Consider the following 25,945-nt stretch of genomic DNA (forward strand, 5'->3'; position numbering starts at 1 on the left):
CAAGGATCATGCTATGCAATCATTTACTCATATTACCCAAGATAACAGTCATTCATCACCTTCTTATATCCGAATCGACAAGGTCAATAAGTTTTATCAAGGACAAGCGCAAGCGATTCATGCACTAAAAGATATTTCGCTTGAGGTGCCAACAGGCAAAATTCTGGGTGTTATCGGTAAAAGCGGGGCAGGCAAATCATCTTTATTACGCATTATCAACGGCTTGGAGTCGATTAGTGATGGTCATGTTTATATCGATGATAACAATGTGGCAGCACTGAGCCAAGCCCAGCTACGACAGCTGCGACAAGGTATTGGTATGATTTTTCAGCATTTTAATCTGCTGTCGAGTAAAACGGTACAAGACAACGTCGCCTTGCCCCTAAAAGTCGCCAAGGTAAGTCCGGCTGATATCAAGAAACGTGTGGCGCAAGTGCTAGAGATGGTGGGGCTTAGTGATAAAGCATTGATGTATCCTTCCCAGTTATCAGGCGGTCAAAAACAGCGGGTAGGCATTGCGCGGGCGCTCGTGAATGAACCCAAAATTTTATTGTGTGATGAAGCCACGTCAGCACTAGACCCAGAAAGTACCCAGTTGATTTTGCAGTTACTCAAGCAAATTAATAAAAAACTTGGCATTACCATTGTGCTCATTACCCATGAAATGCAAGTTATTCGAGATATTTGCGACCAAGTGATTGTCATTAACCAAGGGCAAATCGTTGAAACAGGACCTGTGTGGAAAGTATTTGCCTCACCCATGCACACCATGACCCAAGAGTTACTAGGCTATAACCAGTCATCCATTGATTTGGGTGAGGATAAACTCACCGACAAACACAATGCCACTCATACCTTGCTTAACCTAAGATACGTTACCCCGAGAAAATCTGCCCCTGATTTAAAAGCAATTTTTGCGCAATTTGAAGCGCCCGTCTCTTTGTATCAAAGTCAAGTGGATACCATTCAAGGCTATTTGGTAGGCAATATCGTCGTTGGCGTCGCAACCACTGGGTTGGATGTCGCCCAGTTGGCGCATCGCTTGGGGCATCAAATTTTGCATGTAGAGGTAATTGGTTATGCTTGAGTTGTTACTGACGGGGTTGATTGATACGCTGATTATGGTTGGTGTATCAGCGATTTTAGCGTTTTTATTGGGGTTACCGATCGCATTGGTATTGGTCAATTCAAGCGAGCAAGGTATTGCCCCATCATTTTTGACCAACCTAAGTTTGGGTTGGTCGGTGAACATCGTGCGGGCTATTCCCTTTTTGATATTGATGGTGGCTATTATTCCAGCCACTCGAATGATTGTCGGTACAAGCTATGGTGTATGGGCAGCCGTGGTACCGTTAACCTTAGCAGCGACCCCTTTTTTTGCTCGAATTGCCGAAGTGAGTCTGCGTGAAGTTGACCCAGGGCTCATAGAAGCGGCACAAGCGATTGGCTGCAACCGTACACAGATTATTCAGCATGTGTTATTGCCCGAAGCCTTGCCTGGCATTATTGCAGGATTTACTGTGACGCTTGTTACCATGATTAATTCGTCTGCCATTGCTGGGGCAATTGGGGCGGGTGGCTTGGGCGATATTGCCTATCGTTACGGCTATCAGCGCTTTGATGTGCAAATGATGGTATTAGTGATTGTGGTTTTGGTGGCATTGGTCATGTTGGTGCAAGCCACAGGCGATAGTTTGGCTCAATGGGTCGATAAACGCCAATTGTAGCCATGCAGGTTTCCCACTTTGACTTTGATATGGCAAATTTGATATAGCAAAAAATCAGCTAAATAATGCAGATATTGTTGTTTCACAAACGGCTTAATTTTTTGTTTAATAGGGTTATCGACATGTCATCGATTCATCTGATTACACTACATTAAGGAATAAAGATGTCTATCACTCAAAATTTCACCAATCAACCAAATCCAGCCATTCCACTCAATATCGTTGCGGTATCCGGTGGGCTCAACACACCATCCAAAACCGAAAGTCTGGTGCAAAATATTGTAGATGAATTGGCACAAGCCACGCCCATCAACGTGCATTTCATCAAACTTAGTGAAATTGGGCCTTTACTCAGTGGGGCGATTTATCGTAACCAACTGCCCGAAAGTGTACAAAACGACCTGGCGGCGATTGAGGCGGCGGACGCCTTGATTGTAGGAACACCGGTGTATCGCGCGTCTTTTACCGGATTGTTTAAACACTTATTTGACTTTGTGGAGCAGACCGCGCTCGTGGATGTGCCGGTATTATTGGCAGCGTCGGGCGGTAGTGAGCGTCATGCACTGGTACTAGAGCACCAACTTCGCCCATTGTTTAGTTTTTTCCAAGCCCAAACATTGCCAATTGGCGTGTATGCGACAGATAAAGACTTTACCCCAGAATACACCGTCTCAAGCCAACAGTTGCGTGACCGTATTGTGTTAGCGGTGGCGCGCGCGTTGCCGATACTTGAGTGGGCACCCGCCAAAGGCAGACGCGCCCAAGCCATTAAAGAAAAATCGGCGCAAGCCAATCAGCAGCTAGGCATTAATAAACAGGTCGAACAAGCCGAAATATTACCCTCTGTGGCAGTGCCAGATTTATCGAGCGCCGAAGCCAGACTACACCCGCAAACTGTTCAATCACAGCCTAAAACCCATCCATCCGTTGCTTGATGGGAGAGTGCCTTAGTGAGTATTAGCTGAGCGGACAAGGGCAGTCATCGTCAATATCACCTGAGCAATCAAAAGCTTAGTTTTATTCGAAATATTTTATTTTTATCATTGTTATATGTAATTTTGGAATATTAATTTGTTTGATAGGTGTTTGTTGTCTTAGGCCGCTCGGCTTACACTAATTTGATTGATTATCGAATTATTTAGGCGAACAGACTATGAATTTTCAACAACTTCGTATTATTCGAGAAACGGTACGCTGTGAGTATAACTTGACCGAAGTGGGCAACGCATTATTTACCTCACAATCGGGTGTGTCCAAACATATCAAAGACTTAGAAGATGAGCTTGGGGTAGGGCTGTTTGTGCGTAAGGGTAAACGGCTATTAGGTTTGACCGAACCGGGTAAAGAGCTATTGGTGATTGTAGAGCGGATGCTACATGATGCCAATAATATCAAAACCTTGGCTGAACAATATACTAGCCAAGATAAAGGCGAATTGACCATCGCAGCCACCCATACCCAGTCTCGTTATATTTTGCCGCCCGTTGTGCAAGCGTTTAAACAGCTTTTTCCTAAGGTGCATTTGCGCTTGCTACAAGCTGCGCCGCAAGAAATTGCGGCAATGCTACTTGATGGACGAGCGGATATTGGCATTGCCACCGAAGCCTTGTCAAGCTATAGCGAGCTTGTGACTTTTTCTTATTATCACTGGTATCATGCGATTGTGGTGCCGCCAAATCATCCGCTAACCCAGCTTGAACAGGTAACGCTTGCCGACATAGCCCATTATCCGATTATCACTTACATCAATGGTCATACCGGGCGAACGATGGTTGATGAAGCATTTGCCAAAGCAGAATTACAGCCTGATATCGTGATGACGGCATTGGATTCTGATGTGATAAAAACCTATGTGGAATTTGGAATGGGCATTGGTATTATTGCGGATATGGCGTTCAATCCCAATAAAGACACCCAGTTAACATTACTCAATTGCGAGCCTCTATTTCATCAAAATACCACCTTGCTCGCAGTGCGACAAGGGCATTTTTTACGAGGATTTGGCTATCAGTTTTTAGCCTTGTGTAACCCTACGTTGACCCAAGCAACAATGCATGATGCCATACAACCTAGCAGCTAACGCTAAATCCTAATACGCTAAATCCTAATAAGCAAGTTTGCAAACTTATCGTCTGTTACAGCCGATGGAATACGCATGAAACTCGCTTGCTATCTCGCTTGCTGGGCCATTTTTAAGATTTGGGCTTGTTTATCTGTTGTTGATATCAATTCATTTGACGATAAAAACGCTTTATGGTGAAAACTGTAAAGCGTTTTTTGATGTCACTGCTTTAGCGATTAAATTGATAGGGTTAGCAGCAAAATTATTAAGTAGTTTTTGTGCTAACCAAAGCAGTTTTTGTTATTTTTTATTAAGCGATATTTGCCTTAAGCTTATGGCTACTGATAAACCGCCCATGACAAAAGGCGAGTTATCTTAATCAATTTTTGAGCTTACAAGCAGGGGTTACGATGAAAATTTTTTGGTTTATACCAACACATGGCGACAGTCGTTATTTAGGCACGAGTAAAGGGGCAAGAACCGTTGACCATGCCTATATGAAGCAAATTGCAGTGGCAGCCGATAACCTCGGCTATGAGGGCGTGTTGATTCCGACAGGTCGCTCATGTGAAGACCCTTGGCTGGTCGCTGCTAGTCTCATTGATGCGACCACTCGCTTAAAGTTTTTGGTGGCATTACGCCCTGGGGTGACGACACCCGCGCTTGCCGCTCGTATGACAGGCACTTTTGATCGATTATCAAATGGTCGATTGCTGCTTAATTTGGTCACAGGCGGCGATGAACAAGAGCTTAAAGGCGATGGCATCTTTGAAGACCACGCCACGCGTTATCAGACAGCCAGTGAATACACCACGATTTGGCGAGAGATTTTGACCCGCTCGCACACCGGAGAATCCTTTACTTTTAACGGTGAACGCTTGCAAGTCGAGGATGCCAAATTGCTATATCCCCCTCTACAACAGCCGTATCCGCCCTTATGGTTTGGCGGTTCATCTGAGGCGGCGCAAACACTGGCTGCCGAGCAGGTTGACAGCTACTTGACCTGGGGTGAGCCGCCTGCCGCCGTCAAAGAGAAGATTGAGCAGCTTAAAACCAAAGCCGCTGCCAAAGGTCGCACGTTAAGCTATGGTATTCGTCTGCACGTGATTGTGCGTGAAACCAATGAAGCCGCTTGGCAAGCCGCTGATGAATTGTTGAGTTATGTCACTGACGACACCATTGCCTCCGCCCAAGCCAAATTCGCCCAAATGGACTCGGTGGGACAACAACGTATGGCAGCCTTGCATGGCGGTCGCCGTGATAACTTAGAAATTTCGCCCAACTTATGGGCAGGAATTGGACTGGTGCGTGGTGGCGCAGGGACGGCACTGGTGGGCGACCCACAAACTGTTGCCGCGCGTATTCAAGAGTATGCCGATTTGGGCATTGATAACTTTATTTTTTCAGGCTATCCACACTTGGAAGAAGCGTATCGGTTTGCTGAATTGGTTTTCCCATTATTACCGATTGACACCCAAAACACCTTGGTCAAGCCAAATTTGACCGGACCGTTTGGTGAAATTGTCGCTAACAACTATGCACCGCCGCAACAAACCCATGACACTGCAACCCCAAAAACACCCGCCACTGCCGCACCCAAACACGCCATTGCCTCTTAAATTTATCTTAAAGACATATTAAAGGCGTCTTAAATACTTGTGATAAACGTGCTAAGTAAGGCACGTTTTGCGCTTTGTCTATACCTATCTATACCTATCATCTGAGAGGGTATGTGAGATGCACCCGAGCCATGATAAACATCTTTTAACTGATAGACTTTTTTTTAAAAGTGGTAGCCAGTTATACCGTGAGATTAGACCAGCAAGCTACTATGCCAAAGTTAAGCATCAAGGTGTCAATATCCCAACTTTTTTTAGCAAACGCAAAGCAGGAAAAGCGACTTCTCTATAATGGGTTACATTAGCAATTTTAATAAATTATTGATAGCAATGAAAATTTTTAAATTAATACTGTTAATTTTGCAGTTTGTAGTATGTAGTATGTCATTTTTTAATCAATAGTTTAGTTATGTAATTTTATGGGTGATAAAAGTTATTTTAACGCTTTTTGCTTTTTGCGGCTTATATAATGAAAAAGATTTAAATTTTAAATAATAAAACAATTTGATAAATAAATTTAAATCAAGCACTTCAATTAATGATCAACTAATCATAAGGGCAATAAATATGACAACTGAAAACAACGAAAAACTTTCTTTATTAGACGATGTGGCTTTAAAAGCACAAATGCTCATGGCAAACCTAAAAGAGGGCGCTAATGATGGCTATGACCATTCTGTCACCAGTGCCGGTGAAAAGGGCTTAAAATCAGGCAAAGTGTCTGAACTCACCGCCATCGCCCCCTTGACCAAAGATGGGGCAGCTCGTATCAAGCGAATTTTGGAAATTACCAAAGGCAATCTTGCAGGGGCGACCAATGTAGGAACCTTGCATGACTTGCGGTTGGTGTTTTTAGACAATGACACCAAGCTCCTGTTTTGTACCGCCTATGATGGCGATTGGGACGCCTACATCAATGACTTTGCTACCAAAATTCCAGAACTCATGGACTTGATTTTTGGTAATGTAGAGGGTTGGCCTGGGATTAAAGACCCGACTGTCAAGCAATTCATTCTTGACCATCAGATTACCGCTACCGGTTGGTATGTGGGTGTACCGCATCTGACGGTTCGTGATATTGCGCGTAATGACAAAATCGTGCGTGGCATTAATAAAGCCATTGAACAAGCCCAATAATCCCGCTTAGAACCTGTATTCACCCTATCACGTTTATCAGCGTACTATTATAAGCATACTAGCGTACTATAAATGGGTAAGCTTTATGTCAAATTTTAGATACAAAAGCCATTTGTTGGGTGATTTTTACCACAAGCCATATTTAGCGTGGTGCATTGTGAACAGGTTCTTAGCATCAAATTTTTAAAATTCTCTGCTAGGAACGACCATGAATAACGATAACCCAGCGAATGAAAGCCTACTTGGCAAATTAAAAACCCATCTACAAGATGGTATCGAGCATGGCATAGATGCCATTAAAGACAAATTTGAACACAGCGATACACCCAGTGAAAAAGGTAGTGTCAAAGAACTGGTACATGAAGCGAAACAAAAAATCAGCACGCAGCTGCACAGCGTCACGACACGGGCAACGAACGCTATCTATCCCAATATTGCCACGATGGAACTTGAGGATATTCAAGCCATCATCTTACATGACCGCCCGGCGCCTTACTATGGCACGCTTGTCGCGCTAAAAGTTAATGACAGCAACGCGGGTCGTGAATTACTAAAAGCGGTATTACCAAACGTCACAGGCTCAAAAAATTTCCAAAAAGATATGGATGCCAATTTGACCATTGTGATGACGTATGAGGGGCTAAAAGCCTTAGGCTTACCGCAAAGCTCGCTTGATTCTTTCCCAGAAAATTTCAAAACAGGTATGGCAGGTCGCTCAGATATCTTGGGTGACAAAGGCGATAATGACCCTAGCAACTGGCTTGCGCCATTTGGTGATAAAGGCCATATTCATATTTGCGGCGCGGTGATTGCCGATAGCCAAGAAAAATGGCAAGCCAAACTTGCCGAACTTAAACAGGTGTTTGCCCCTTATCTAGATACCAGCCGTAACGCTATCGAAATCTTGGTAGAACATGATTTTGGCGCAGATGGTGACGTCAAAAACGTGTTTGGTTATCGCGATGGCATCAGTAACCCAGAAGTTGATGGCAGTGGTATCAGCCTTGAAAATAACACCGAACGTCCGATTGCGGCGGGTGAATTCGTGTTAGGTTATAAAGGTGAAGCGGGCGTGGTACCCCCCATGCCACAACCAGAAGTATTGGGAAAAAACGGCTCGTTTATGGTACTGCGAAAATACCGCAGTAATGTGGCTGACTTTCACCGCTATTGCCTAGAACAAAGCGACAATGACCCAGCGAAAGCCGATAAATTGGGGGCAAAAATGTTCGGTCGCTGGCGTTCGGGTGCCCCCATCACCCTAAGCCCAGACCATGATGATGAAGCCCTCGGCAAAGACAATGTAGCGAACAATAAATTTGACTACACGGATGATCCCTATGGCAAAGGCTGCCCGTTTGGTGCTCATGCTCGCCGTATGAACCCACGCAATACCAAAGACTTTATTCTAAGCGATGTGCGTCTTCACCGTATCATACGCCGTAGTGTATCGTATGGCGATATCGTGCCGCCCAACGTGACCCAAGACGACGGTCAAGACCGGGGTTTATTTTTTATCGGTATCAACGCGCATGCCATGGACACGCTTGAGTTTTTGCAAAGCCAATGGATTAATGACGGTAACTTTATGAACCTTGGGGAAGAACGTGACCCGATGCTAGGCGTACACGCAGGTAGTGACGCTGATAGCGATGTATTCACCGTACCTGATGAGCCAATTCGTAAGCGTCATACCAATATTTTGCAATTTAATGCCCTACAAGGCGGTGAATATCTTTTTGTACCAAGCTTGTCGGCACTTAAATGGATTAGTGAGCTTAACGAAAATTCATATTAGCGTAAAACTAAATAAAAAAGGTTAGGCGTTTTTAGTACACCTAACCTGACAAAAATAACAAAGGACAATCATCATGTTAAATAAATTATTCGGTCGTCGTTATGCCAAGTTTGACCCAGCCATCGACCAGCTTACGAGTGACGATGAAAAAGCCATCGACCAAATCACCGCAGATATTCGTGACTATATCGGCAAATCAGACACGGTTAGCAAAATAAACTATCACACCCGAGATGCCCATGCCAAAGGCTACTGTGCGTTAAAAGCCAACTTTGAGATTTTACCAAAACTGCCCAAAGAATATGCCCAAGGTATCTATGCCAAACCCGCTCGCCATGAAGCAGTGATTCGTTTTTCTAACGGCTCATCTCGTGTGGCTGCCGACAACAAGTTGGGGCTTTCTCAAGGGTTGGCGATTAAAGTCTTTGGTGTCAAAGGCGAAAAATTACTGCCAGATGAGCCAGATAGCCCAAACTTTGACTACAATCTGATTAATTTCCCTATTTTCTTTTGTAATACTATCCAAGACTATAGTTATATTTCACGGCTATTTTTGCAATTAAATGATTATTTTGCCAAAGGCGCAAAAGGTCAAGCCAAGTTTGCCTTTGACTGGCTTACCCAATATGGCAAAAAACTGCCATCTAAAGAATCCCTCAAGACTTTTAGGGCTTTTAGTAAGTTTAAAACAATCAAACCGCAAAATACCTTGTTATACAGTTTTTATTCACAAGGGGCGGTGCGTCATGGCGACTATATGGCGAAAATCCGTGTTGCCCCTACCAAAGCGTCACAAGCCAAAATCAAACGCCGTGACCTAGATGTCAATGCCACCAGCGAGGCGATTCGTCCTTTAATTTTACAAGAAATCCGTGAGCATGATTATGAGTTTGATGTGCAAATTCAGCTGTGCCGTAACTTAAAAGACCAACCCATCAATGACTTGACCAAAGAATGGGATGAAAAAGACGCACCGTTTGTGACAGTGGCAAAACTTACCATCCCTTGCCAAGATGTGCCAGATGACGGTAACTTTGACATCATGGAACACTTGTCATTTACCCCGTTTCGCTGTATTGAAGCCAACCGTCCGATTGGTAATTTGCAGCATGCGCGACTGCGTGCCTATCAAACCGCCTCGACCACGCGCCATCGTTTAAATCATAAAAAACGTACCGAGCCAACCAACCTAAAACAGGCGTTTGATAAAGATTTTTATAGCCTGTAAATTTGGCAAAAAATCAGTAGCGGGGCGGTTATGGGGGCATTGTTTGAAGTAAGATTTCACCCATTGGGTGAAAAACTACATCGCCCTCAATCATTCAACAACCGTTAGCGTTTGACTAGGCTAACGGTTTTTTTTCTTTCAATCTAATTAAAAATAGTCGACAGCAAATACGATAATAGCAAAAAATTTCCCTCACTCAGCCATTATAAAGTTGCGTATTTGCCCGTTAATTTAGGAGTATTGTATGTCAGAGTCGAATCCTCTTGTTAATTTTACCCATATCACAGTCGCAGGCAGTGGTGTTCTGGGCTATCAAATCGCCGTACAAGCGGCGTTTCATGGTTTTAAAGTCGTTGTGTATGATATCAATGACGAGGTACTCAATAAAGCCAAAACCAAATTTGCCGATATCGCCAAACGTCATCAGGATGATTTGGGCGAAACAAGCGAACAAGCCAAACAGGCTGAGCAAAACTTGCGTTATAGCTCAGACTTAAGCGATGCCTTGAAAGACGCAGACTTGTTGATTGAAGCGGTGCCCGAAGATGTCGCCATCAAAAAGGATTTTTATAGCAAAGCCTCAGCAGCCGCACCCGAGAAAACCGTATTTGTCAGTAACTCATCTACCATGTTACCCAGTGATTTGGTCAAATTTACCGACCGTCCTGCTAAGTTTTTGATGATGCATTTTGCCAATGAGATTTGGAAGCGCAATCTTGCCGAAATTATGTCGCATGCGGATACTGACCCTAATGTATTTGATGCGGTGACCGCGTTTGCCAAACAAATCGGCATGGTGCCTATTATCGTCAACAAAGAAACCTCGGGCTATGTACTAAATTCACTACTGAATCCTTGGTTAAATGCAGGGATGCAGCTGTATATCCAAGGCATTGCTGACATTCAAACCATCGATAAAACTTGGATGCTTGGCACAGGCTCGCCGATGGGACCATTTGCTTTTTATGATATGCTGGGGCTGACTACCCCTTATAATATTTACAAGCTCGCTGTGGCTAAGGGCAAACAACAAGACCAAGCGGTCGTTGATATGCTTAAAAAAGAGTACATCGAGAAAAATAAACTGGGCGTACCAACGGGTGAAGGGTTTTATCAATATCCCAATCCCGCCTTTAAAAATCCTGACTTTTTAAAACCACCCAAAGCGGATTTATCCAAAGTACCCTTTAAAAATATTACCGTGGCAGGCAGTGGCGTATTGGGCAACCAAATTGCGGTGCAATGTGCGTTTCATGGGTTTAACGTGACGATTTATGACATTAACGATGACGCGATTGCTAAGGCGAAAACCCGCTTTACCGACCTTGCCAATCAGCATCAGCATGACCTAGGTGAAACCGATGCCCAAGTGGCAGCAGCTAGCAAAAATTTAGCTTATACCACTGACTTAAATGAAGCGCTAAAAGATGCAGACCTATTGATTGAAGCGGTGCCAGAAAGCTTAGACATTAAAAAAGATTTTTATCAAAAAGCCTCAGCCGCCGCCCCTACCAAAACCGTGTTTGCCAGTAACTCATCAACGCTATTGCCAAGCGTGTTATCGACCTTTACTAACCGCCCAGAAAAATTCTTGATGCTGCATTTTGCCAATCATATCCATATCCGTAATACGGTGGAGTTGATGGCGGCTCCAAGTTGCGACCCCCAAGTCTATGCTGACGTCATCGAATTTGCCAAAGCCATTGCCATGTTACCGATAGCGGTAAAAAAAGAACAATCGGGCTATGTGCTTGATAGCTTATTGATTCCGTTATTGGTAGCGGGGTTAAAACTGTGGGCAAACGGCGTTGCTGATGCCGCAACCATTGATAAAACGTGGATGATAGCCACGGGCTCACCCTTTGGACCTATGGCGATTTTGGATAAAAATGGCATGAAAACCAACTACAACATCTTTAATGAACTGGCAAAAACGGACCCTTCTTTGCAGCAGCCCGCTGAAAAACTCAAAGCAGAACTGGTCGATACCAACAAATTGGGTGAAGCCACGGGCGAAGGGTTCTATCAATATCCTAACCCAGCTTATTTAGCGAAAGATTTTTTAAGCTTATCTGACTAAACTGCGTTTGGTCAGGGAGAATAAACAAGGGTTAATTTGCTAACTTGACGTATCTACTGTTGTCACTACCGACATGCCTGGTATCAATTCATTCAGACGACTTTGGTTGCCATCGATGTCGATGCGTACAGAAATGCGCTGTACCACTTTAGTAAAATTCCCGGTGGCATTGTCGGTTTTAATGACACTAAATTCTGAGCCTGTTGCGGGGGAGATGCTTTTGACTACCCCCGTAAATTTTTGTTTGCCTAGGGCATCGACAGTAAACCACGCTTTTTGCCCGATTTTCATTTTATCAATTTGGGTTTCTTTAAAATTGGCAATGACCCACATCGATTTTGGAATGAGGTAAACCAACTGCGTGCCTTGCGTCACCAGCTGACCGGTACGGATATTGATTTGCCCTAATTTACCCGAGGTCGGGGCGGTGATTAAGCCATAGTCTTGGTTGGTATTGGCTTGATTTAACTGTGCATTGGCGCTTTTAATCTGTGCCACCAAACCAATCTTTGCCACTTCCGCGGTTTTTTGACCTTCGCGGGCGACATCGACACTGGCGATTGCTTGGCTCATCAGTGCTTCATTGTTTTTAACTGCCGCTTTGGCAGTATCGACTTCGTTTTGTGACACGGCGCCAACACCAACCAAGGATTGAAGTCGTTTCAGCTGTTGGAGAGACAATTCTAGCTGGGTTTTAACTTGTGCTACTTTTGCCTGCGCGGCTTTGACATCGGCTTTACGCTGCTCGATGATTTGTTGCTGGTTGGCTAAATTGGTGGTCGCTTGTTCCAGCCCTGACTCGGCTTGTACCACTTGCTGTGAGTAGTTAGCACTGCTGACTTTAATTAACGGCTGACCTTGTTTGACGTCCTCAAAGTCGCTGACGTAGACTTTTTCGATATAGCCATTAATTTGTGCCGACAATATGGTGGTATTGCCTTTGACATAACTATTTTCGGTTTGTTGCAGTGGCGTATTAAACGGACCCAAATGCCATGCCCATAAAATCACCCCAACACCGAGCAAAAAAACCAATAACATGATAATTAAGGTAAGCGGCCTAGGGTTGATAATCTTTTCCGGTGCCTGCGTGGGTTTATCATCGCTGTTATCAGCTGGCGCATCATTCTGGGTTGTTGCTTCACTACTCATGAGTTGGGTTTTCCGTAAGCATTTTATTGATGATTAAATTTTATTTATCATTAAACTGTTATCTAAAAAAACAGTTATCTAATTGGGTCGCCTTGTTATACGCATCTAGCGTATCCAGTCTATGTTTGCTTAATTGCTACTTTTTGCCGATTTTCAATGTATTTTTTGCGGGCGATATTAATCATACCCCAAGCAAATAAGAACGTGGCAATGTAACTGTTGACAGTAATGATATCGCCATACGCTTTAATCTGCGCTTCTCGCGTGACAATTTGGTTGAGGGATTGTTGGGCTTGTTGCTGCGACAAGTTGTTGTCGGTGATGATGGGTTTAAACCCTGCTTGGTATTGTTGAAGCCGCTGGGTTACTGTGGCATCTGTCGATTGCATTTGCTGTAAAATACTTTGTTTATGATACTGGGTGCGCTGCTGTTGCAGGGTGCTATAAAAAGCCGAGCCTACCAGCCCGCCAAAGTTTTGGGTCGCACCAAACAAGATGATAAAGGTGATGACATGATTGACGCTTTGTCGCAGCGTCAGCCCAAATCCCATCAATACCAATGGACCCATAAACAGTGAGCCTGCAAACGCGACTGCAAATTGACTGAGATAAAAATTTTGGGGTCGCACTTCACTGGTGAGCATATTGGCATCATACACACTGGCAATCGCCACGAGCAAAGTCGCTACCACCATTGGCGGAATCAAATGATCCCGTGAAAAGGTCAGTGCGCTAACTATCAAACCTGCCAACATACCAACAAATATGACCGTATAAAAACCCACAAACTGGTCGGACATAAGACCTTGGGATTTTAAAAAATTCACCACTGCGTAACTTTGCTCAGACATAATCAAACGCAATAAAAAAGCACCGACCACAAAACGCCATAACGCAAAACTCCCCAGCCAGCGGGTCATAATCAAGGGATTTTTGCGGTAATGCTCAAAGAAAAAGCCTGATAACAACAGCGCCAACGCGCCAATGAGCATATAAGCCAATAACGGTGAGTTTTCCCACCATAAAATCGACCCTTGTACCAACACCCCACACAGCAACCCAAAACCGGGTGCCAATAACAAAAAGGTGAGAATGTCTTTCTTTTCATACACTTCGATACGTAAACTTCGTGGCAACTTGACGGCGACCACCATCGCAAAACAACACAGCGCCAAACCAAACTCGAAGGTATAAAGCCGAGTCCAGTCATTCACATTGACCAAATAAGGGGACATTATCCAAGCCAACGGAATCGCCAGCGCACTGACCCCAAAACCAATATACAAACCTTGCAGGCGATACTGACTACTAAAGGCTTGCATCACATAATAAAGCCCGAGTGAGGATAATGGCGCCGCGACAAAGCCTCCCATCGCCCTGACCAGTAAAGCCATCGGATAGTTTTGCACAAATATATGAATAAACATCACCAGCATGAACATCAGCAAGGAAATTTCAGAAAACCAACGTAACCCAAATTGTTGACGCGCTTTAAACAGCAGCAGGTTGGCGCTGACATTTGCCATCACATACACGGCAGGTATCCAAGCCACTTGTGATGGTGTTAGCGCATATTCGCCTTGGATTTGCGGTAAATTGGCGGTAATAATGCCGTTGCCCAAGCCACCACAAATTGCAATGAAAACACCGATGACAAAGTACACAATGCTTTTTGATCGAGAGTGAGCAATACTCGGCGGGGAACCGGGTAACGCGGGTTTTTCATCCTCGGTCCAATTGGGTGGTGTTTCTAAGATTCTAGGTGATTTCAAAGGGTAGCTCGATTTTGATACTGTTAAGACAAGAGATGTTGGCTATAGTGTAATCAAAAATAGGCTTAGCGTCAGCGACAAAATAGTTCGATAAATGTGACATGATACAGTTTTATCAAAGTGACATATGACATGGACTAGCGCTATGCTAGTCATCAATACCCAACCCATCATTATCCAACCAATCATTATCCCACAGGTCATTGAAACCCATCAGGCAAGGTATGGTCAAACACACCCAGTAAATATACCCAGTCGATTAAGGTCTAACATTTTTAAACAAAAAAATCGATTTTTTTTGCGCATAAGCATTTTTTAGTTGTCAAAATGCGCTAGGCTATCTGTTCATTCATTACTGATTTATCACTGCTATGAACCCGCTTTATCAAACCGATTTGCCGACACTGGGGCGCAATACTGACATTGACCACCATGCTGATTTACAAGTGTTGCAGCGTATCAAACGATTTTTATTGCCCCGTGATTTTGAGGTGTCAAAGGATTTATTGCAACAGATGCAGCAGGGGTATGATGTCGCAGATCAGCCTGTCGATGCGCTGTTATCCAACGGTATCAAATTTGCCAAACCCCTGCAGCAATTGATTTTGCATGAGCAAGGGTTAACGCAAATGGGTAACCTATCGGCAGCCAAAGCGTTATTGCAACAGCCCGCGTTTGAGACGCTGTATCAGCAGTTTTGCCAATATCCGAGTTGGTATGATGCCAAGCTTGCCGAGATTGGCGCAATTGCCTATCGGCGCTATCCGTTGATGCTGATTTGGTTACTGCGTAATGTCGCGCTAATGGCAGGGTATAGTATCCCTGCGCTCTCATTGCCACTCATCAAAACAGGGGCGTTAGTGCATGATGCATTGCCGAGGCTCATGCGAACCTATGCGTATATTTTGGCAGTGTCTGAGTACCCAGCGATTAGCCGCAACCAGCAACCCCCGTTGGCAATTGGCACAGAAGGCTGGCGACAAAGTCTGCAAGTGCGTCAGATACACGGTCTGGTACGACAACACTTATGCAGTCATGATTGGGACAGCGACTACTGGGGGTTACCCATTAACCAAACTGACATGGTAGCAACCCACTTGCAGTTTTCACTACTCATTATGCGCGGACTAAAATTACTCGGGGCAAGAATCAGCGCCGAAGAGTCCCAAGGCATTATGCACTTATGGCAACTGGCAAGTTGGTGGATGGGGATTGAGCTGGCGCGGATTCCTGAAGATGAAACCGAGGCGTGGGCATGGCTTTATAGCTATTTGGCAACCCAGCAATTAGATTTTGAATTTGGTAAACCCCTCGCCAAAGCGCTGCATGATTTACCTTCGCAAATTATGGGTGAGGATAACAGACGTGGACAGCTGGTTGAGCGGGTCAATGCCAGTGTTACCCGGACTTTAGTGGGTGATGATATTGGCGATGGCTTGGGACTGCCTAGCCCAAAATGGCGCTATGGCGTGCTTGTCAGTGTGCCGATTCTATTTGGGCTTGATACCGCACGAGCGCACAATGCGGCTATTGCCAAAAGATTGGAACAATTTCGTGCGAAACGCCAAGATAACATGAACTGGTGGCTCAAAAAGCACGACAACTATTACCAATGAACTAGCTCATACCAATCAACTATCACATACGATGTTACCAATTTACCAGAGTGATAGTAACGGTTATCTAGGCAAGATTATATAGGCAAAGTTATGCAAGCATTGCAATCACTAAGCTTTTAAAATTACCTTCATCATGTTCCAAAAGGTCTTGCCATACGGTGGTTGGAGCAAATGCGCGAAGTTAAGGTGACTTTGTTTAAACACCGCTTTTGGATGAGAGAAGGTGTCAAAGCTATATTTGCCGTGGTAACGCCCCATCCCTGATGCTCCGACACCGCCAAACGGCAGATTTTGCTGGGCAATGTGAAAAATCGTTTCGTTAATACAGGCGCCACCACTCACTGTATGCGCGAGCACGTAGTCGGTGTCCGCTTTGTCCTCGCCAAACACATACAGCGCCAGTGGGCGGTCACGCTCATTCACATACGCCACTGCCTGCGTCAAGTCTTGGTAGGACACCAGTGGCAATACAGGGGCAAAAATCTCCTCTGTCAGCAGTTTAGCATCGCTTGGTAAATCGGTGACAATTATCGGTGGGAAAAATCCAGTCTCAATATTCACTTCATAATCGGTCAGTGGAATGAGGGTGGCACCGCGCTGTTTGGCTTCATCAAGATAACCTTGCACGCGGCTGGCTTGTTTGGGGTTGATGACAAAGCTATAGTCAGGGTTGTCTGCAAGATTGGGGTAGTGGGCGTCAAGCCATGCGGTTGATTGTTCGATAAAGGCGTGTTTTTTATCCGCCTGTATCAACACATAATCAGGCGCAATACAGGTTTGCCCTGCGTTCATGGTTTTGCCTGTCCATACGCGGTTGACAGTTTTTGCCACATCAGCGCTCGGCGTCACCACGACAGGAGATTTGCCGCCCAGCTCAAGGGTGACAGGGGTCAAATTCTGGGCAGCGGCTTTCATGATATGTTTGCCCACTGCGGTAGAGCCGGTAAAAAATAAATGGTCAAACGGTAATTGGCTAAAGGCTTGCGCGACTTCGACACCCCCTGTAATCAAGGTCACTTCGTCTGCGGTAAAATACTTGGGTAACGCATCAGCCAGCCACTGCTCAAAATGCGGTGACGCTTCTGAGACTTTGAGCATCGCACGATTGCCTGCCACCAATGCGGCAGCCAGTGGCGCAATCACCAAATACAGCGGATAGTTCCAAGGTGCGATAATGCCTACGAGTCCTAACGGCTGCGGCTGGATATAGCTACGAGCGGGCAAAAACCAAATCCCAGTTTTGACGGGCTGTTTGGCAGACCAAGCTTTGCCGTGTTTTTGTGTATAACGAATCGCTTCAAGCGTTGGGAACAGTTCAAGCATGGTGGTTTCAGCCGCTGGGCGTTGTCCAAAGTCGGCATGAATAGCGGTGATAATCTCGCTTTGGTTATCCATCACCAGCTGTTCTAGTTTTTTTAGCCGCGCACTACGAATTGACCAATCGACATATTGGTCTTGGCGGCTAGCCGTTCGCATGATGTCGAACTGCTGCTGCATAGTATTGATAGTTGCATCCGAATTAGTTGCATCCGAGTTGTCTTGAGGTGTCATGTGTATTATCCCAATCATTTAGTTAAATTTTAACTCAACATAGCAGTTAAGCCGGTATCTTGCTAGCATCTTTTTGAACGAGCGTCACGTTTTGTCTCGTGGTATCCGCAGCATGCAGTAACTGGGTTGCTTTGTGCGGAATATGGCTCATGGCATGCTCTGTCAACGCCGTTATGGTGAGGCTTGGGTTGACGCCCAAGTTGGTCGAGATATTGCTGCCATCGCAGACATAAAACCCTTGATAATTAAACAAGCGGTGGTACTTATCGACCACGCCATCTGCGGCAGAATTGCCCAGCGAAATCCCACCCATACAATGCGCGGTGGTCGGGATGTTCAAAAATACTTCCGACAACACGCCATAACCGACTCCCCCCATTTGGGTGGCCATCTGCTCGGCAAACGCGCTGGCTTCTGGGATAAAGGCGGGGATGGCGGGACCATAGGTTTGCATCTGGTAGCGACTACCCAACCAAGCCCGCCACCACGGGCTTTTTTGATAGCGCATTTCAAGCGCATACGGCGTGCTTTGCATACATAGCAAGATAAGACTTTGTTTTGCCATATTATGTGGTCGAAATGCACGCCACGCCTGACGGGGCTTGAGGATAAACTGCGCTATAAAACACCATAACCAAGCCAGTAGCGACATTTTTTTACCGTTTTTATAATTGCTTAACGTCGCCAAAAATGACGCAATATTAAAGCCTTCAGGATAACGTGTCGCCTCAATATGTGTGCCATCGCCCAAGTAAATCCCAGAGCCGATAGCCACGCCATCGCTCATGGCGCCATGTTGGTCATCCAAAAATCGCACGCCTAGCAAAGATTCAGCATTGGTATAGATACGCTTGCCAAGATAAGGGGAAATATGGGGCATATTGCCTTTATGGCGCTGCTCAAACAGCAGTTTTTGGCTACCGAGGCTGGCGGCTGACAGTACAATCTGTTGGGTGGTGATTTGATACTCACCTTTATCCGCTGATTGCAGCGTCACCCGATAGCCTTGCGAACCGTTTTGATAGGCAGGGTCGCTTAGCGATTTGCTAGCATCAGCTATCGGTACTATATCCGTGACTTTGGTTTCAGCGAGCAGGGTAGCGCCATTTTTTTGGGCAAAATACAGGTAGTTTTTATCTAGGGTATTTTTCGCCCCATAACGGCAGCCTACCATACAGCCACCACAGCCTATACAAGGACTGCGCTTAGGACCTGCGCCGTCAAAATACGGGTCACCATTGACAGAGGGATGAGCATACTTGTCCTGTTCACTAAAGTAGGCGCCCACATCGGTAAGATAAAAACTATCGCCCACGCTACTCAAGTTTGCCATTTTTTGTAGCATCAAATCTGCGCTGCCGATTTTTTTGTTTTGGCTCACGCCTAGCATGCGTTTGGCGGTCTCATAATGTTGTGGCATCACCGCTTGCCAGTCGTGAAGCCCTGCCCAGCTACCTTGTTGCCAAATTTTGTCTTCTGGCTGTAATAAGGTGTTGGCATAAGTGACTGAGCCACCGCCCACCGCGTTACCATGCAACACCATGACATGCTTAAATAGCTGAAGCGAAAAAAAACCTTTGTACTTGAGCGCAGGCAACCACAAAAACTGCTTGATATCGCGCACGGTTTTGGGCATGGTTTCAGGAGAAATATGCTTGCCTTGCTCCGCGATAATCACGCGATAGCCTTTTTCGGTCAGTCGCATCGCTGAGACGCTACCGCCAAAGCCTGAGCCTATGACCAAAAAATCCGTATCAAATGATTGACCTTCCATGTATCGCTTTCCTTATTGTCCTTAACTTAATTAAATAGTTATCTTGAATAGTTGTCCTTATAGCTGACCAGCCGCGGGCTACTTTGCAGTGACTTTTTGGCTGTATCTGTCTTTGTATAACAGCGGTTGACCGGCAAACAGTTCAACCCGCTACCTGATTAGGGTATACTAATTTTTCAGCAGGCTGCTGCAACTGTGACATTTGGGTTTGTTTTGTTTTGATAGATTAAGTAAAGGATTGAGTTGAAAGGATTAACGCGTGCCAAAACCAACCTTCACACCGCTTCCATCGCCCACGGGTACGAGTATTGAGTCGAGTTTGAGTGATTTTGGACAGCAGGCGCATATCATGGGCAATGCCAATACCGTGGTCAGACGTTCGCTCGCCATAGCACTGCTCAAATTCATGGAATCAACCCCATTTGCCGATATCAGCGTCACCGAGTTGACCCAAAAGGCGGGCGTGAGTCGCATGGGGTATTACCGCAATTACGATAGCAAACTTGCGTTACTCAAAGACTATTTGGCGCAGATTGAGCATGATTTTCCTTTTATCGACTTGACGGCGGCAAGCGAGTCCGAGTTTTATGCGTTTTTGCGACAAGTGTTTGACTATCTGAGCAAGTTTGAATTATCGACCAAGATTTTGCTCAATCAAGGCTTTGAAGGGCTAATTTTAGACACCCTCCTTAATAGCAAAATTTTTGTCGAATACCGCAAAAAGCAGGCGTTGACTTGCCAAGCTATGACAGCGCCACATCAGGATAAAAGCGGGGAATACAATCTGGTATTTGCCTCAGGGATGCTGTATCACACCTATATTCATTGGGTGCGGCAAGGGCAAACAGAAACGCCACAGCAACTAGCCAGCTGGCTCATGGCGGGTGGGTTTTATCGGTTATTTCACCCTACTGATGACTAATGATGACTAAGCGGATTGGGTTTTATCAAACGCTATCACTATTCCCATACCTACTAGCATGGCGACAAAAAATACCACCCCTTGCCAGATGCCCATGCCCATGAGAACCACCGCAGGGGCAGGGCAGATACCAGCGATGCCCCAACCGATACCAAATATCATCGACCCAATCGCCAAGCGCTTGTCAATACCGCGGCGAATCGGTGGAAACGGCGCACCCGATAGACTGGTCTTTTTTAAGCGACTTAAGTTAAAACCGATGGTGGCGACAATGAGCGCGCCAATCATCACCAACATCAACGCAGGATTCCAATCGCCTGCGAGATCAAGAAAGCTTTGTACGGTTTTTGGGTTTGCCATATCACTGACAATCAAACCCGTACCAAACACCAACCCACAGATAGCACTAATCAATAACACAATTTCTTTTCGCATAATAGATGCCCCGATAATCTTTACTTAATCAATGCCAACCCATGACGACCGATAAACACCGTCACAAACCCTGCAGACATAAAGACAATGGTTGCCACCAATGAACGGGGCGAAAAGCGCGCATTGCCACAGATACCATGACCACTGGTACACCCTGAGCCCATCCGCGTGCCCACACCGACCAATAACCCTGCGATGACATACAGCCAAGGCGATGATGATACCGTGATGGTTGGCAAACCAAATAACTGACCAACCAGCCAGGGCGATACTAGCAAGCCCACAAAAAACGCCAATTGCCAAGCAAAATCGGCTGAGTTTGGCTGCCAGAGACTGGCAACAATGCCACTGATGCCAGCAATCTTGGCAATACTCCACCACAGCATAACCGCAGAGAGTCCAATCAACATGCCACCCACTAATGGATGACTATAATCTGCAATAGAAAATAACAACATACGCCACCTAAGCATTTCACAATAATATATATTATACAATATTGTATAATATATAGCGCGTTTAAGGGTGAATTTTTTTTAAAACGGGATAATAATCAACGAAAAAACGCAGACCAACGCGCTTTTTGCAAAAAAACTATGTTAGATTAAAGCTAGATTAAAACAAATACAAAACCATGATGATAGGGCTTAACGGCTTAACATTTTAATAAGGCAACCCATGTATAAACTCACCACCTACATACCGACCGATTATCTAGAGGCTGTAAAGCAAGCCTTGTTTGACGCAGGGGCAGGGCAGATTGGCAATTATCAGTATTGCTGTTGGCAGGTGTTGGGTACAGGACAGTTTATGCCATTGGCAGGCAATCAAGCCTTTATTGGTACGACCAATGAATTACAAACAATCGAAGAATGGCGGGTCGAGATGGTGGTTGCAGCTGAGCGCATCAAAGCGGTAGTGCAAGCGTTAAAACAGGCACACCCGTATGAAACCCCCGCTTATGATGTGCTAAAGCTTGAAGATATTTAGCCATCCAGTTTATCCTCACGCGATGACTGATTCGCTTACCTATCTACTTACATGCATAAGGTTATTAAACGCCTTTTTTGCCTCGACTACAAGTGAAAATTATGACCAGAATGTAGGGCAAAAAGCGATTGTGGCTTGGGTTTAAATGGTCTATAGTCAATAGTAAATAATTTGTTACACTTTACTTCAACCCATCAGCCGACCATTGAATTTAAGGAGTGAGACATGGCAAATCCCCCCAATAGCACAGCGACAAATAGTGTTAAAACTGACAGTACCAAAACTGACAATGCCAAAACGGATAAAGCGAAGCCCCAAAAGTCGCAGCCTACCAAGACCCTAGCTACAAAGACCCTAGCTACAAAGACCCCAGCGCGCCGCAGTACTAAAACACCAGCGACCGAGCGTATTGACCAACCTTATGAGACCGACCCCACAGTGTTGCTTGAGCAGTCGCAGCAAGCAGGGGTGAGTGAAAAAGCCAATGCCAAAAAACGCGCCATCGAGAGCATCATGAATCAAGACCTAACTACAGGCGATGTCGAGAAAATGGCAGAGCACTTGCAAGCGCTGATCAATGGTATGTCCAACGATGAAATCAACGAAGTCAAAAAACTATTTGGCAGCCAAACCACTAGCGTGCAAAGCAAAATCAACAAAGACGACGAATTGGCGGACAACTGGCGTGAAGGCGGTTATCCCTACAAAAACCGTATGTCACGCAAAAACTATGAAGCCCAAAAATACGAGCTACAAGTTGAACTATTAAAACTGCAAAAATGGGTCAAAGATAGCGGGCAAAAAATCGTCATCATCTTTGAAGGTCGTGATGCCGCAGGTAAAGGCGGTACCATCAAACGCTTTATGGAACACTTAAATCCGCGCGGTGCCAAAGTCGTTGCCCTTGAAAAACCCACCGAGCAAGAAGCGGGTCAATGGTACTTCCAGCGTTATGTCCAGCATCTACCGACCAAGGGCGAAATCGTGCTATTTGACCGTTCATGGTATAACCGTGCTGGCGTCGAGCGTGTCATGGGTTTTTGTACCGAAGACCAATACAATGACTTTATGCGCCAAGTCCCAGAGTTTGAAAAACATCTGATTAGCTCAGGTATTCATTTAATCAAATTTTGGTTCTCAGTCAGTCGTGAAGAGCAGCGTCGCCGTTTTGCCGAGCGTGAAGCCCATCCGCTCAAACAATGGAAACTCTCACCCATTGATAAAGCGTCACTTGACAAATGGGATGATTACACCCTTGCCAAAGAAACCATGTTCTTTAACACCGACAGTGCAGAATCGCCTTGGATTGTCATCAAGTCAACCGATAAAAAACGCGCGCGTTTGAATGCGATGCGCTATGTATTAAGCAAACTACCTTACGACAATAAGGACCCGAAAGTGGTGGGGACAGTTGACCCATTGATTGTGGGTCGTGCAGGGGCTTTATATGAAAAAGGCGAATATAACGAATTGGCAGTACCAAATATCTCATTCAATCACCACAAATAATTGCTCAGCAAACTGATGCAATAAACATCACAACACAACAACCCCAGTGCATGGCATTGGGGTTTTTAAATATAAAGATAGCAGCAAGTAGATCGCTACCATTGCTACCAAAACATTGCTGCCAAAAGGTGGGGATATATCAAAAAAGATAAAACCACATTTTTTATCAACGAGCCCCTATTTTTCGCCAGCCAAATTCAAGCCAGTCAAAGTCAGGATAGACGGCAAGCGTATTCAATACCCCCGAATTTTGTTAAAATAGGCAAAAATTTATTCAGCTGAGGGCCCCATGAATTCAAATAACTCAAATAACACGACAACCAACCAACTACTGTTTAAACAAGCCAAAGCCCATATCCCTGGCGGTGTAAATTCACCTGTGCGGGCATTTGCAGGCGTGGGGGGTACGCCTGTCTTTATCAGCCGTGCCCGTGGCAGCAAAATGTATGATACCGAAGGCAAACCCTACATAGATTATGTGGGCTCATGGGGACCGATGATTTTGGGTCATGCGCACCCCCATATTATCGAAGCGGTCAAAAATGCGGCAGATGACGGGTTAAGCTTTGGCGCGCCCACCACGTTTGAGACCACGGTGGCGGACAAAATCTGCGAATTGATTCCCAGTGTTGAATTAATCCGTATGACCAGCTCAGGTACTGAAGCTACCATGTCCGCCATTCGTCTAGCACGCGGCTATACAGGACGCGACAAAATTGTCAAATTTGAAGGCTGTTATCACGGTCATAGCGACAGTCTACTGGTCAAAGCGGGTTCGGGCATGCTAGATATCGGTGAACCAAGCTCAAAAGGCGTCCCTGCCGATTTTGCCAAACATACTATCACGATTCGTTACAACGACCCGCAAGCCATCAAAGACTGCTTTGCGCAATTTGGCAATGACATCGCTTGTGTGATTGTCGAGCCTATCGCCGGCAACATGAACATGATTGTACCCACGCAAGAATTTCACGATACTTTGCGTGCCGAGTGTACCGCGCATGGCGCTGTGCTAATTTTTGATGAAGTGATGACTGGGTTTAGGGTTGGCTTACAGTCAGCGCAAGCCCATTTTGGCATCACACCAGACTTGACCACATTTGGTAAAATCATCGGTGCAGGTCTGCCAGTCGGGGCGTTTGGTGGTAAACGTGAGATTATGGAATGTATCGCGCCGTTAGGGGGCGTGTATCAAGCAGGCACCTTATCGGGCAATCCACTGGCAATGCGTGCCGGTATTGCCATGTTTGATTTGCTCACGGCTGAGGGTTTTTATGACAAGTTAAGCGAAAAAGTCGTTTACTTGACTGATAATCTTGAAAAGTTGGCGAAGGATGCGGGTATTGGCTTTAAGACCACGCGCTGTGGCGGTATGTTTGGGATGTTCTTTACTGATGGTGCTTTTGACAACCAATTACCACAAAACTTTGAAGAGGTATGCCAATGCGATGCGCAAAAATTTGCGACCTTTTTCCACGGTATGCTCGATCGAGGTGTGTATCTTGCGCCATCCGCCTTTGAGGCAGCCTTTATAAGTAGTGAGCATTCGCAAGAAGATTTGGATGCGACCTTGCAAGCGGCAAAAGAAGTCTTTGCGATAATGGCGAAAGCATAACGGTTGCACATAAAAAATTTGCCAAAGGATTTTTAATTGCGTTTGGACGGTTGCCTTTGGTGAAGTTTGCCAAAGGTTAGAGCGCAAATAGTGATTTAAAGACTAACAATTTTCAATCAAATAGATTTTAGAGAATAAAAACCACCCATGCGACAACTTCCCCAAGCGTTAACCCCAGAATCCATTGCACGGCGTAATCTTGAAGAAAGTCAGCAGCCGCAACACTTTTTTGATGAGTTTGCCAAATCTGTTACCCTATATCGCGATGACGACATTTGGGTCATCGACAAACCGCACGGGCTGTTATCGGTGGATGGTAAAGAACTTAAAGTAAGCTTGCAATCTCGTTTGCTCAAAGCCGACCCCAACGTCAAACTTATTCACAGACTTGATATGGACACCTCAGGGATTATTATTTTTGCGCGCCACAGCGAAGCGCAAAGCCGTATCAGCAAACAATTTATCGAGCGTATTCCGAGCAAAGAATACCAAGCGCTGGTCTGGGGAACGCCGCCGCAGCAAGGCGAAATCGATGTGCCCGTGCGCTACGACCCATCCCAAAAACCCAAGCATATCGTCGATATGAGTTGGGATAAACGCGCCTACACGAAATACGAAACCTTGCACCACGAACTGCGTGAGGGTAAGGCTGTTAGCCGTGTCGCCTTGTATCCGGTCACAGGGCGCAGTCATCAACTACGCGTGCATATGCTGCATATCGGGCATGTGATGCTTGGCGACCCCATCTACGCGCAAGATGTATTGGACGGTCAAGCGTTTGATTTATCGCCTAGGCTTTGCTTACATGCACACAAATTACGTTTAAAACATCCCAATACGGGTGTGTGGATGGAATGGGAAAGCCCCGTGCCGTTTTAACCGCGTGGGTTTTTAGCAATCTATCTTTTAAAATGATAGGGTTTAGCGTGCTGTTTTCATCCTACTGTTAGCGTCA

21 protein-coding genes are annotated in these 25,945 nt (G+C 45.4%); 15 read left to right on the forward strand and 6 right to left on the reverse strand.

The genetic code is table 11. The features are described from left to right. Nucleotides 1-13 precede the first annotated feature (13 nt). From RT064_RS02910 to RT064_RS02950, 9 genes are all read left to right on the forward strand, one after another. Nucleotides 14-1,087: a methionine ABC transporter ATP-binding protein gene (locus RT064_RS02910; protein ID WP_313061254.1), complete on the forward strand. Its 1,074-nt coding sequence runs from the start codon at nt 14-16 to the stop codon at nt 1,085-1,087. After that, on the forward strand, nt 1,080-1,727 hold the full coding sequence (locus RT064_RS02915) for a methionine ABC transporter permease (RefSeq protein ID WP_313061257.1): 648 nt from the start codon (nt 1,080-1,082) through the stop codon (nt 1,725-1,727). The genes RT064_RS02910 and RT064_RS02915 overlap by 8 nt, the downstream gene beginning before the upstream one ends. Before the next feature lie 164 nt (nt 1,728-1,891). After that, complete coding sequence (gene msuE, locus RT064_RS02920; RefSeq protein ID WP_313061261.1) at nt 1,892-2,662, forward strand: FMN reductase; 771 nt, start codon at nt 1,892-1,894, stop codon at nt 2,660-2,662. A 218-nt stretch (nt 2,663-2,880) separates the two neighbouring features. After that, nucleotides 2,881-3,807 carry a CysB family HTH-type transcriptional regulator gene (locus RT064_RS02925; RefSeq protein ID WP_313061264.1) on the forward strand — a complete coding sequence of 309 codons (927 nt, stop codon included), beginning with the start codon at nt 2,881-2,883 and terminating at the stop codon, nt 3,805-3,807. A gap of 392 nt (nt 3,808-4,199) precedes the next feature. Next, nucleotides 4,200-5,408 (forward strand): FMNH2-dependent alkanesulfonate monooxygenase, encoded by a 1,209-nt coding sequence (gene ssuD, locus RT064_RS02930; protein ID WP_313061266.1) that lies wholly within the window; start codon nt 4,200-4,202, stop codon nt 5,406-5,408. Between the two features lie 567 nt (nt 5,409-5,975). Continuing rightward, a complete protein-coding gene (locus RT064_RS02935; protein ID WP_007394488.1) occupies nt 5,976-6,545 on the forward strand; it encodes a hypothetical protein in 570 nt (189 codons plus the stop codon). 208 nt (nt 6,546-6,753) lie between these two features. Beyond that, complete coding sequence (locus tag RT064_RS02940) at nt 6,754-8,343, forward strand: Dyp-type peroxidase (protein ID WP_313061271.1); 1,590 nt, start codon at nt 6,754-6,756, stop codon at nt 8,341-8,343. Between the two features lie 73 nt (nt 8,344-8,416). Next, nucleotides 8,417-9,571: a catalase family protein gene (locus tag RT064_RS02945; protein ID WP_313061274.1), complete on the forward strand. Its 1,155-nt coding sequence runs from the start codon at nt 8,417-8,419 to the stop codon at nt 9,569-9,571. 244 nt (nt 9,572-9,815) lie between these two features. After that, nucleotides 9,816-11,651 carry a 3-hydroxyacyl-CoA dehydrogenase gene (locus RT064_RS02950; RefSeq protein ID WP_313061277.1) on the forward strand — a complete coding sequence of 612 codons (1,836 nt, stop codon included), beginning with the start codon at nt 9,816-9,818 and terminating at the stop codon, nt 11,649-11,651. Between the two features lie 39 nt (nt 11,652-11,690). On the opposite strand, the gene RT064_RS02955 is transcribed toward RT064_RS02950, so the two are convergent. Then, nucleotides 11,691-12,803: an HlyD family secretion protein gene (locus RT064_RS02955; protein WP_313061280.1), complete on the reverse strand. Its 1,113-nt coding sequence runs from the start codon at nt 12,801-12,803 to the stop codon at nt 11,691-11,693. Between the two features lie 119 nt (nt 12,804-12,922). Further along, nucleotides 12,923-14,575: an MFS transporter gene (locus RT064_RS02960; RefSeq protein WP_313061283.1), complete on the reverse strand. Its 1,653-nt coding sequence runs from the start codon at nt 14,573-14,575 to the stop codon at nt 12,923-12,925. A gap of 371 nt (nt 14,576-14,946) precedes the next feature. Between RT064_RS02960 and RT064_RS02965 the strand changes: the two genes are divergently transcribed. Continuing rightward, nucleotides 14,947-16,191, forward strand: a complete 1,245-nt coding sequence (locus RT064_RS02965; protein WP_313061285.1) for an oxygenase MpaB family protein — start codon at nt 14,947-14,949, stop codon at nt 16,189-16,191. Nucleotides 16,192-16,302: 111 nt separating this feature from the next. Here RT064_RS02965 and RT064_RS02970 read toward each other — a convergent pair whose 3' ends face one another. Together RT064_RS02970 and RT064_RS02975 are read right to left on the reverse strand one after the other, a co-directional pair. After that, a complete protein-coding gene (locus tag RT064_RS02970) occupies nt 16,303-17,745 on the reverse strand; it encodes a coniferyl aldehyde dehydrogenase (RefSeq protein WP_313061288.1) in 1,443 nt (480 codons plus the stop codon). A gap of 46 nt (nt 17,746-17,791) precedes the next feature. Continuing rightward, nucleotides 17,792-19,519 carry a GMC oxidoreductase gene (locus tag RT064_RS02975; protein WP_313061291.1) on the reverse strand — a complete coding sequence of 576 codons (1,728 nt, stop codon included), beginning with the start codon at nt 19,517-19,519 and terminating at the stop codon, nt 17,792-17,794. Between the two features lie 259 nt (nt 19,520-19,778). Between RT064_RS02975 and RT064_RS02980 the strand changes: the two genes are divergently transcribed. After that, the gene (locus RT064_RS02980; protein ID WP_313061294.1) at nt 19,779-20,441 is read left to right on the forward strand and encodes a TetR/AcrR family transcriptional regulator; all 663 of its coding nucleotides are present in this window, start codon (nt 19,779-19,781) and stop codon (nt 20,439-20,441) included. A 6-nt stretch (nt 20,442-20,447) separates the two neighbouring features. Here RT064_RS02980 and RT064_RS02985 read toward each other — a convergent pair whose 3' ends face one another. Beyond that, nucleotides 20,448-20,876, reverse strand: a complete 429-nt coding sequence (locus RT064_RS02985) for a DUF6691 family protein (RefSeq protein WP_313061296.1) — start codon at nt 20,874-20,876, stop codon at nt 20,448-20,450. 20 nt (nt 20,877-20,896) lie between these two features. Further along, a complete protein-coding gene (locus RT064_RS02990; protein WP_313061299.1) occupies nt 20,897-21,334 on the reverse strand; it encodes a YeeE/YedE family protein in 438 nt (145 codons plus the stop codon). A 220-nt stretch (nt 21,335-21,554) separates the two neighbouring features. On the opposite strand from RT064_RS02990, the gene RT064_RS02995 reads away from it, so the two are divergent. From RT064_RS02995 to RT064_RS03010, 4 genes are all read left to right on the forward strand, one after another. Next, a complete protein-coding gene (locus tag RT064_RS02995) occupies nt 21,555-21,866 on the forward strand; it encodes a YqfO family protein (RefSeq protein ID WP_312522443.1) in 312 nt (103 codons plus the stop codon). A gap of 582 nt (nt 21,867-22,448) precedes the next feature. Next, the gene (gene ppk2 / locus RT064_RS03000) at nt 22,449-23,375 is read left to right on the forward strand and encodes a polyphosphate kinase 2 (protein ID WP_409519524.1); all 927 of its coding nucleotides are present in this window, start codon (nt 22,449-22,451) and stop codon (nt 23,373-23,375) included. A gap of 289 nt (nt 23,376-23,664) precedes the next feature. Next, on the forward strand, nt 23,665-24,990 hold the full coding sequence (gene hemL, locus RT064_RS03005) for a glutamate-1-semialdehyde 2,1-aminomutase (protein WP_313061302.1): 1,326 nt from the start codon (nt 23,665-23,667) through the stop codon (nt 24,988-24,990). Between the two features lie 147 nt (nt 24,991-25,137). Next, nucleotides 25,138-25,869, forward strand: a complete 732-nt coding sequence (locus tag RT064_RS03010) for an RluA family pseudouridine synthase (RefSeq protein ID WP_313061306.1) — start codon at nt 25,138-25,140, stop codon at nt 25,867-25,869. Nucleotides 25,870-25,945 lie beyond the last annotated feature (76 nt).

It is taken from the genome of Moraxella sp. CTOTU49097 (assembly GCF_032064105.1).
In the GTDB taxonomy this organism is placed as follows: domain Bacteria; phylum Pseudomonadota; class Gammaproteobacteria; order Pseudomonadales; family Moraxellaceae; genus Faucicola; species Faucicola osloensis_B.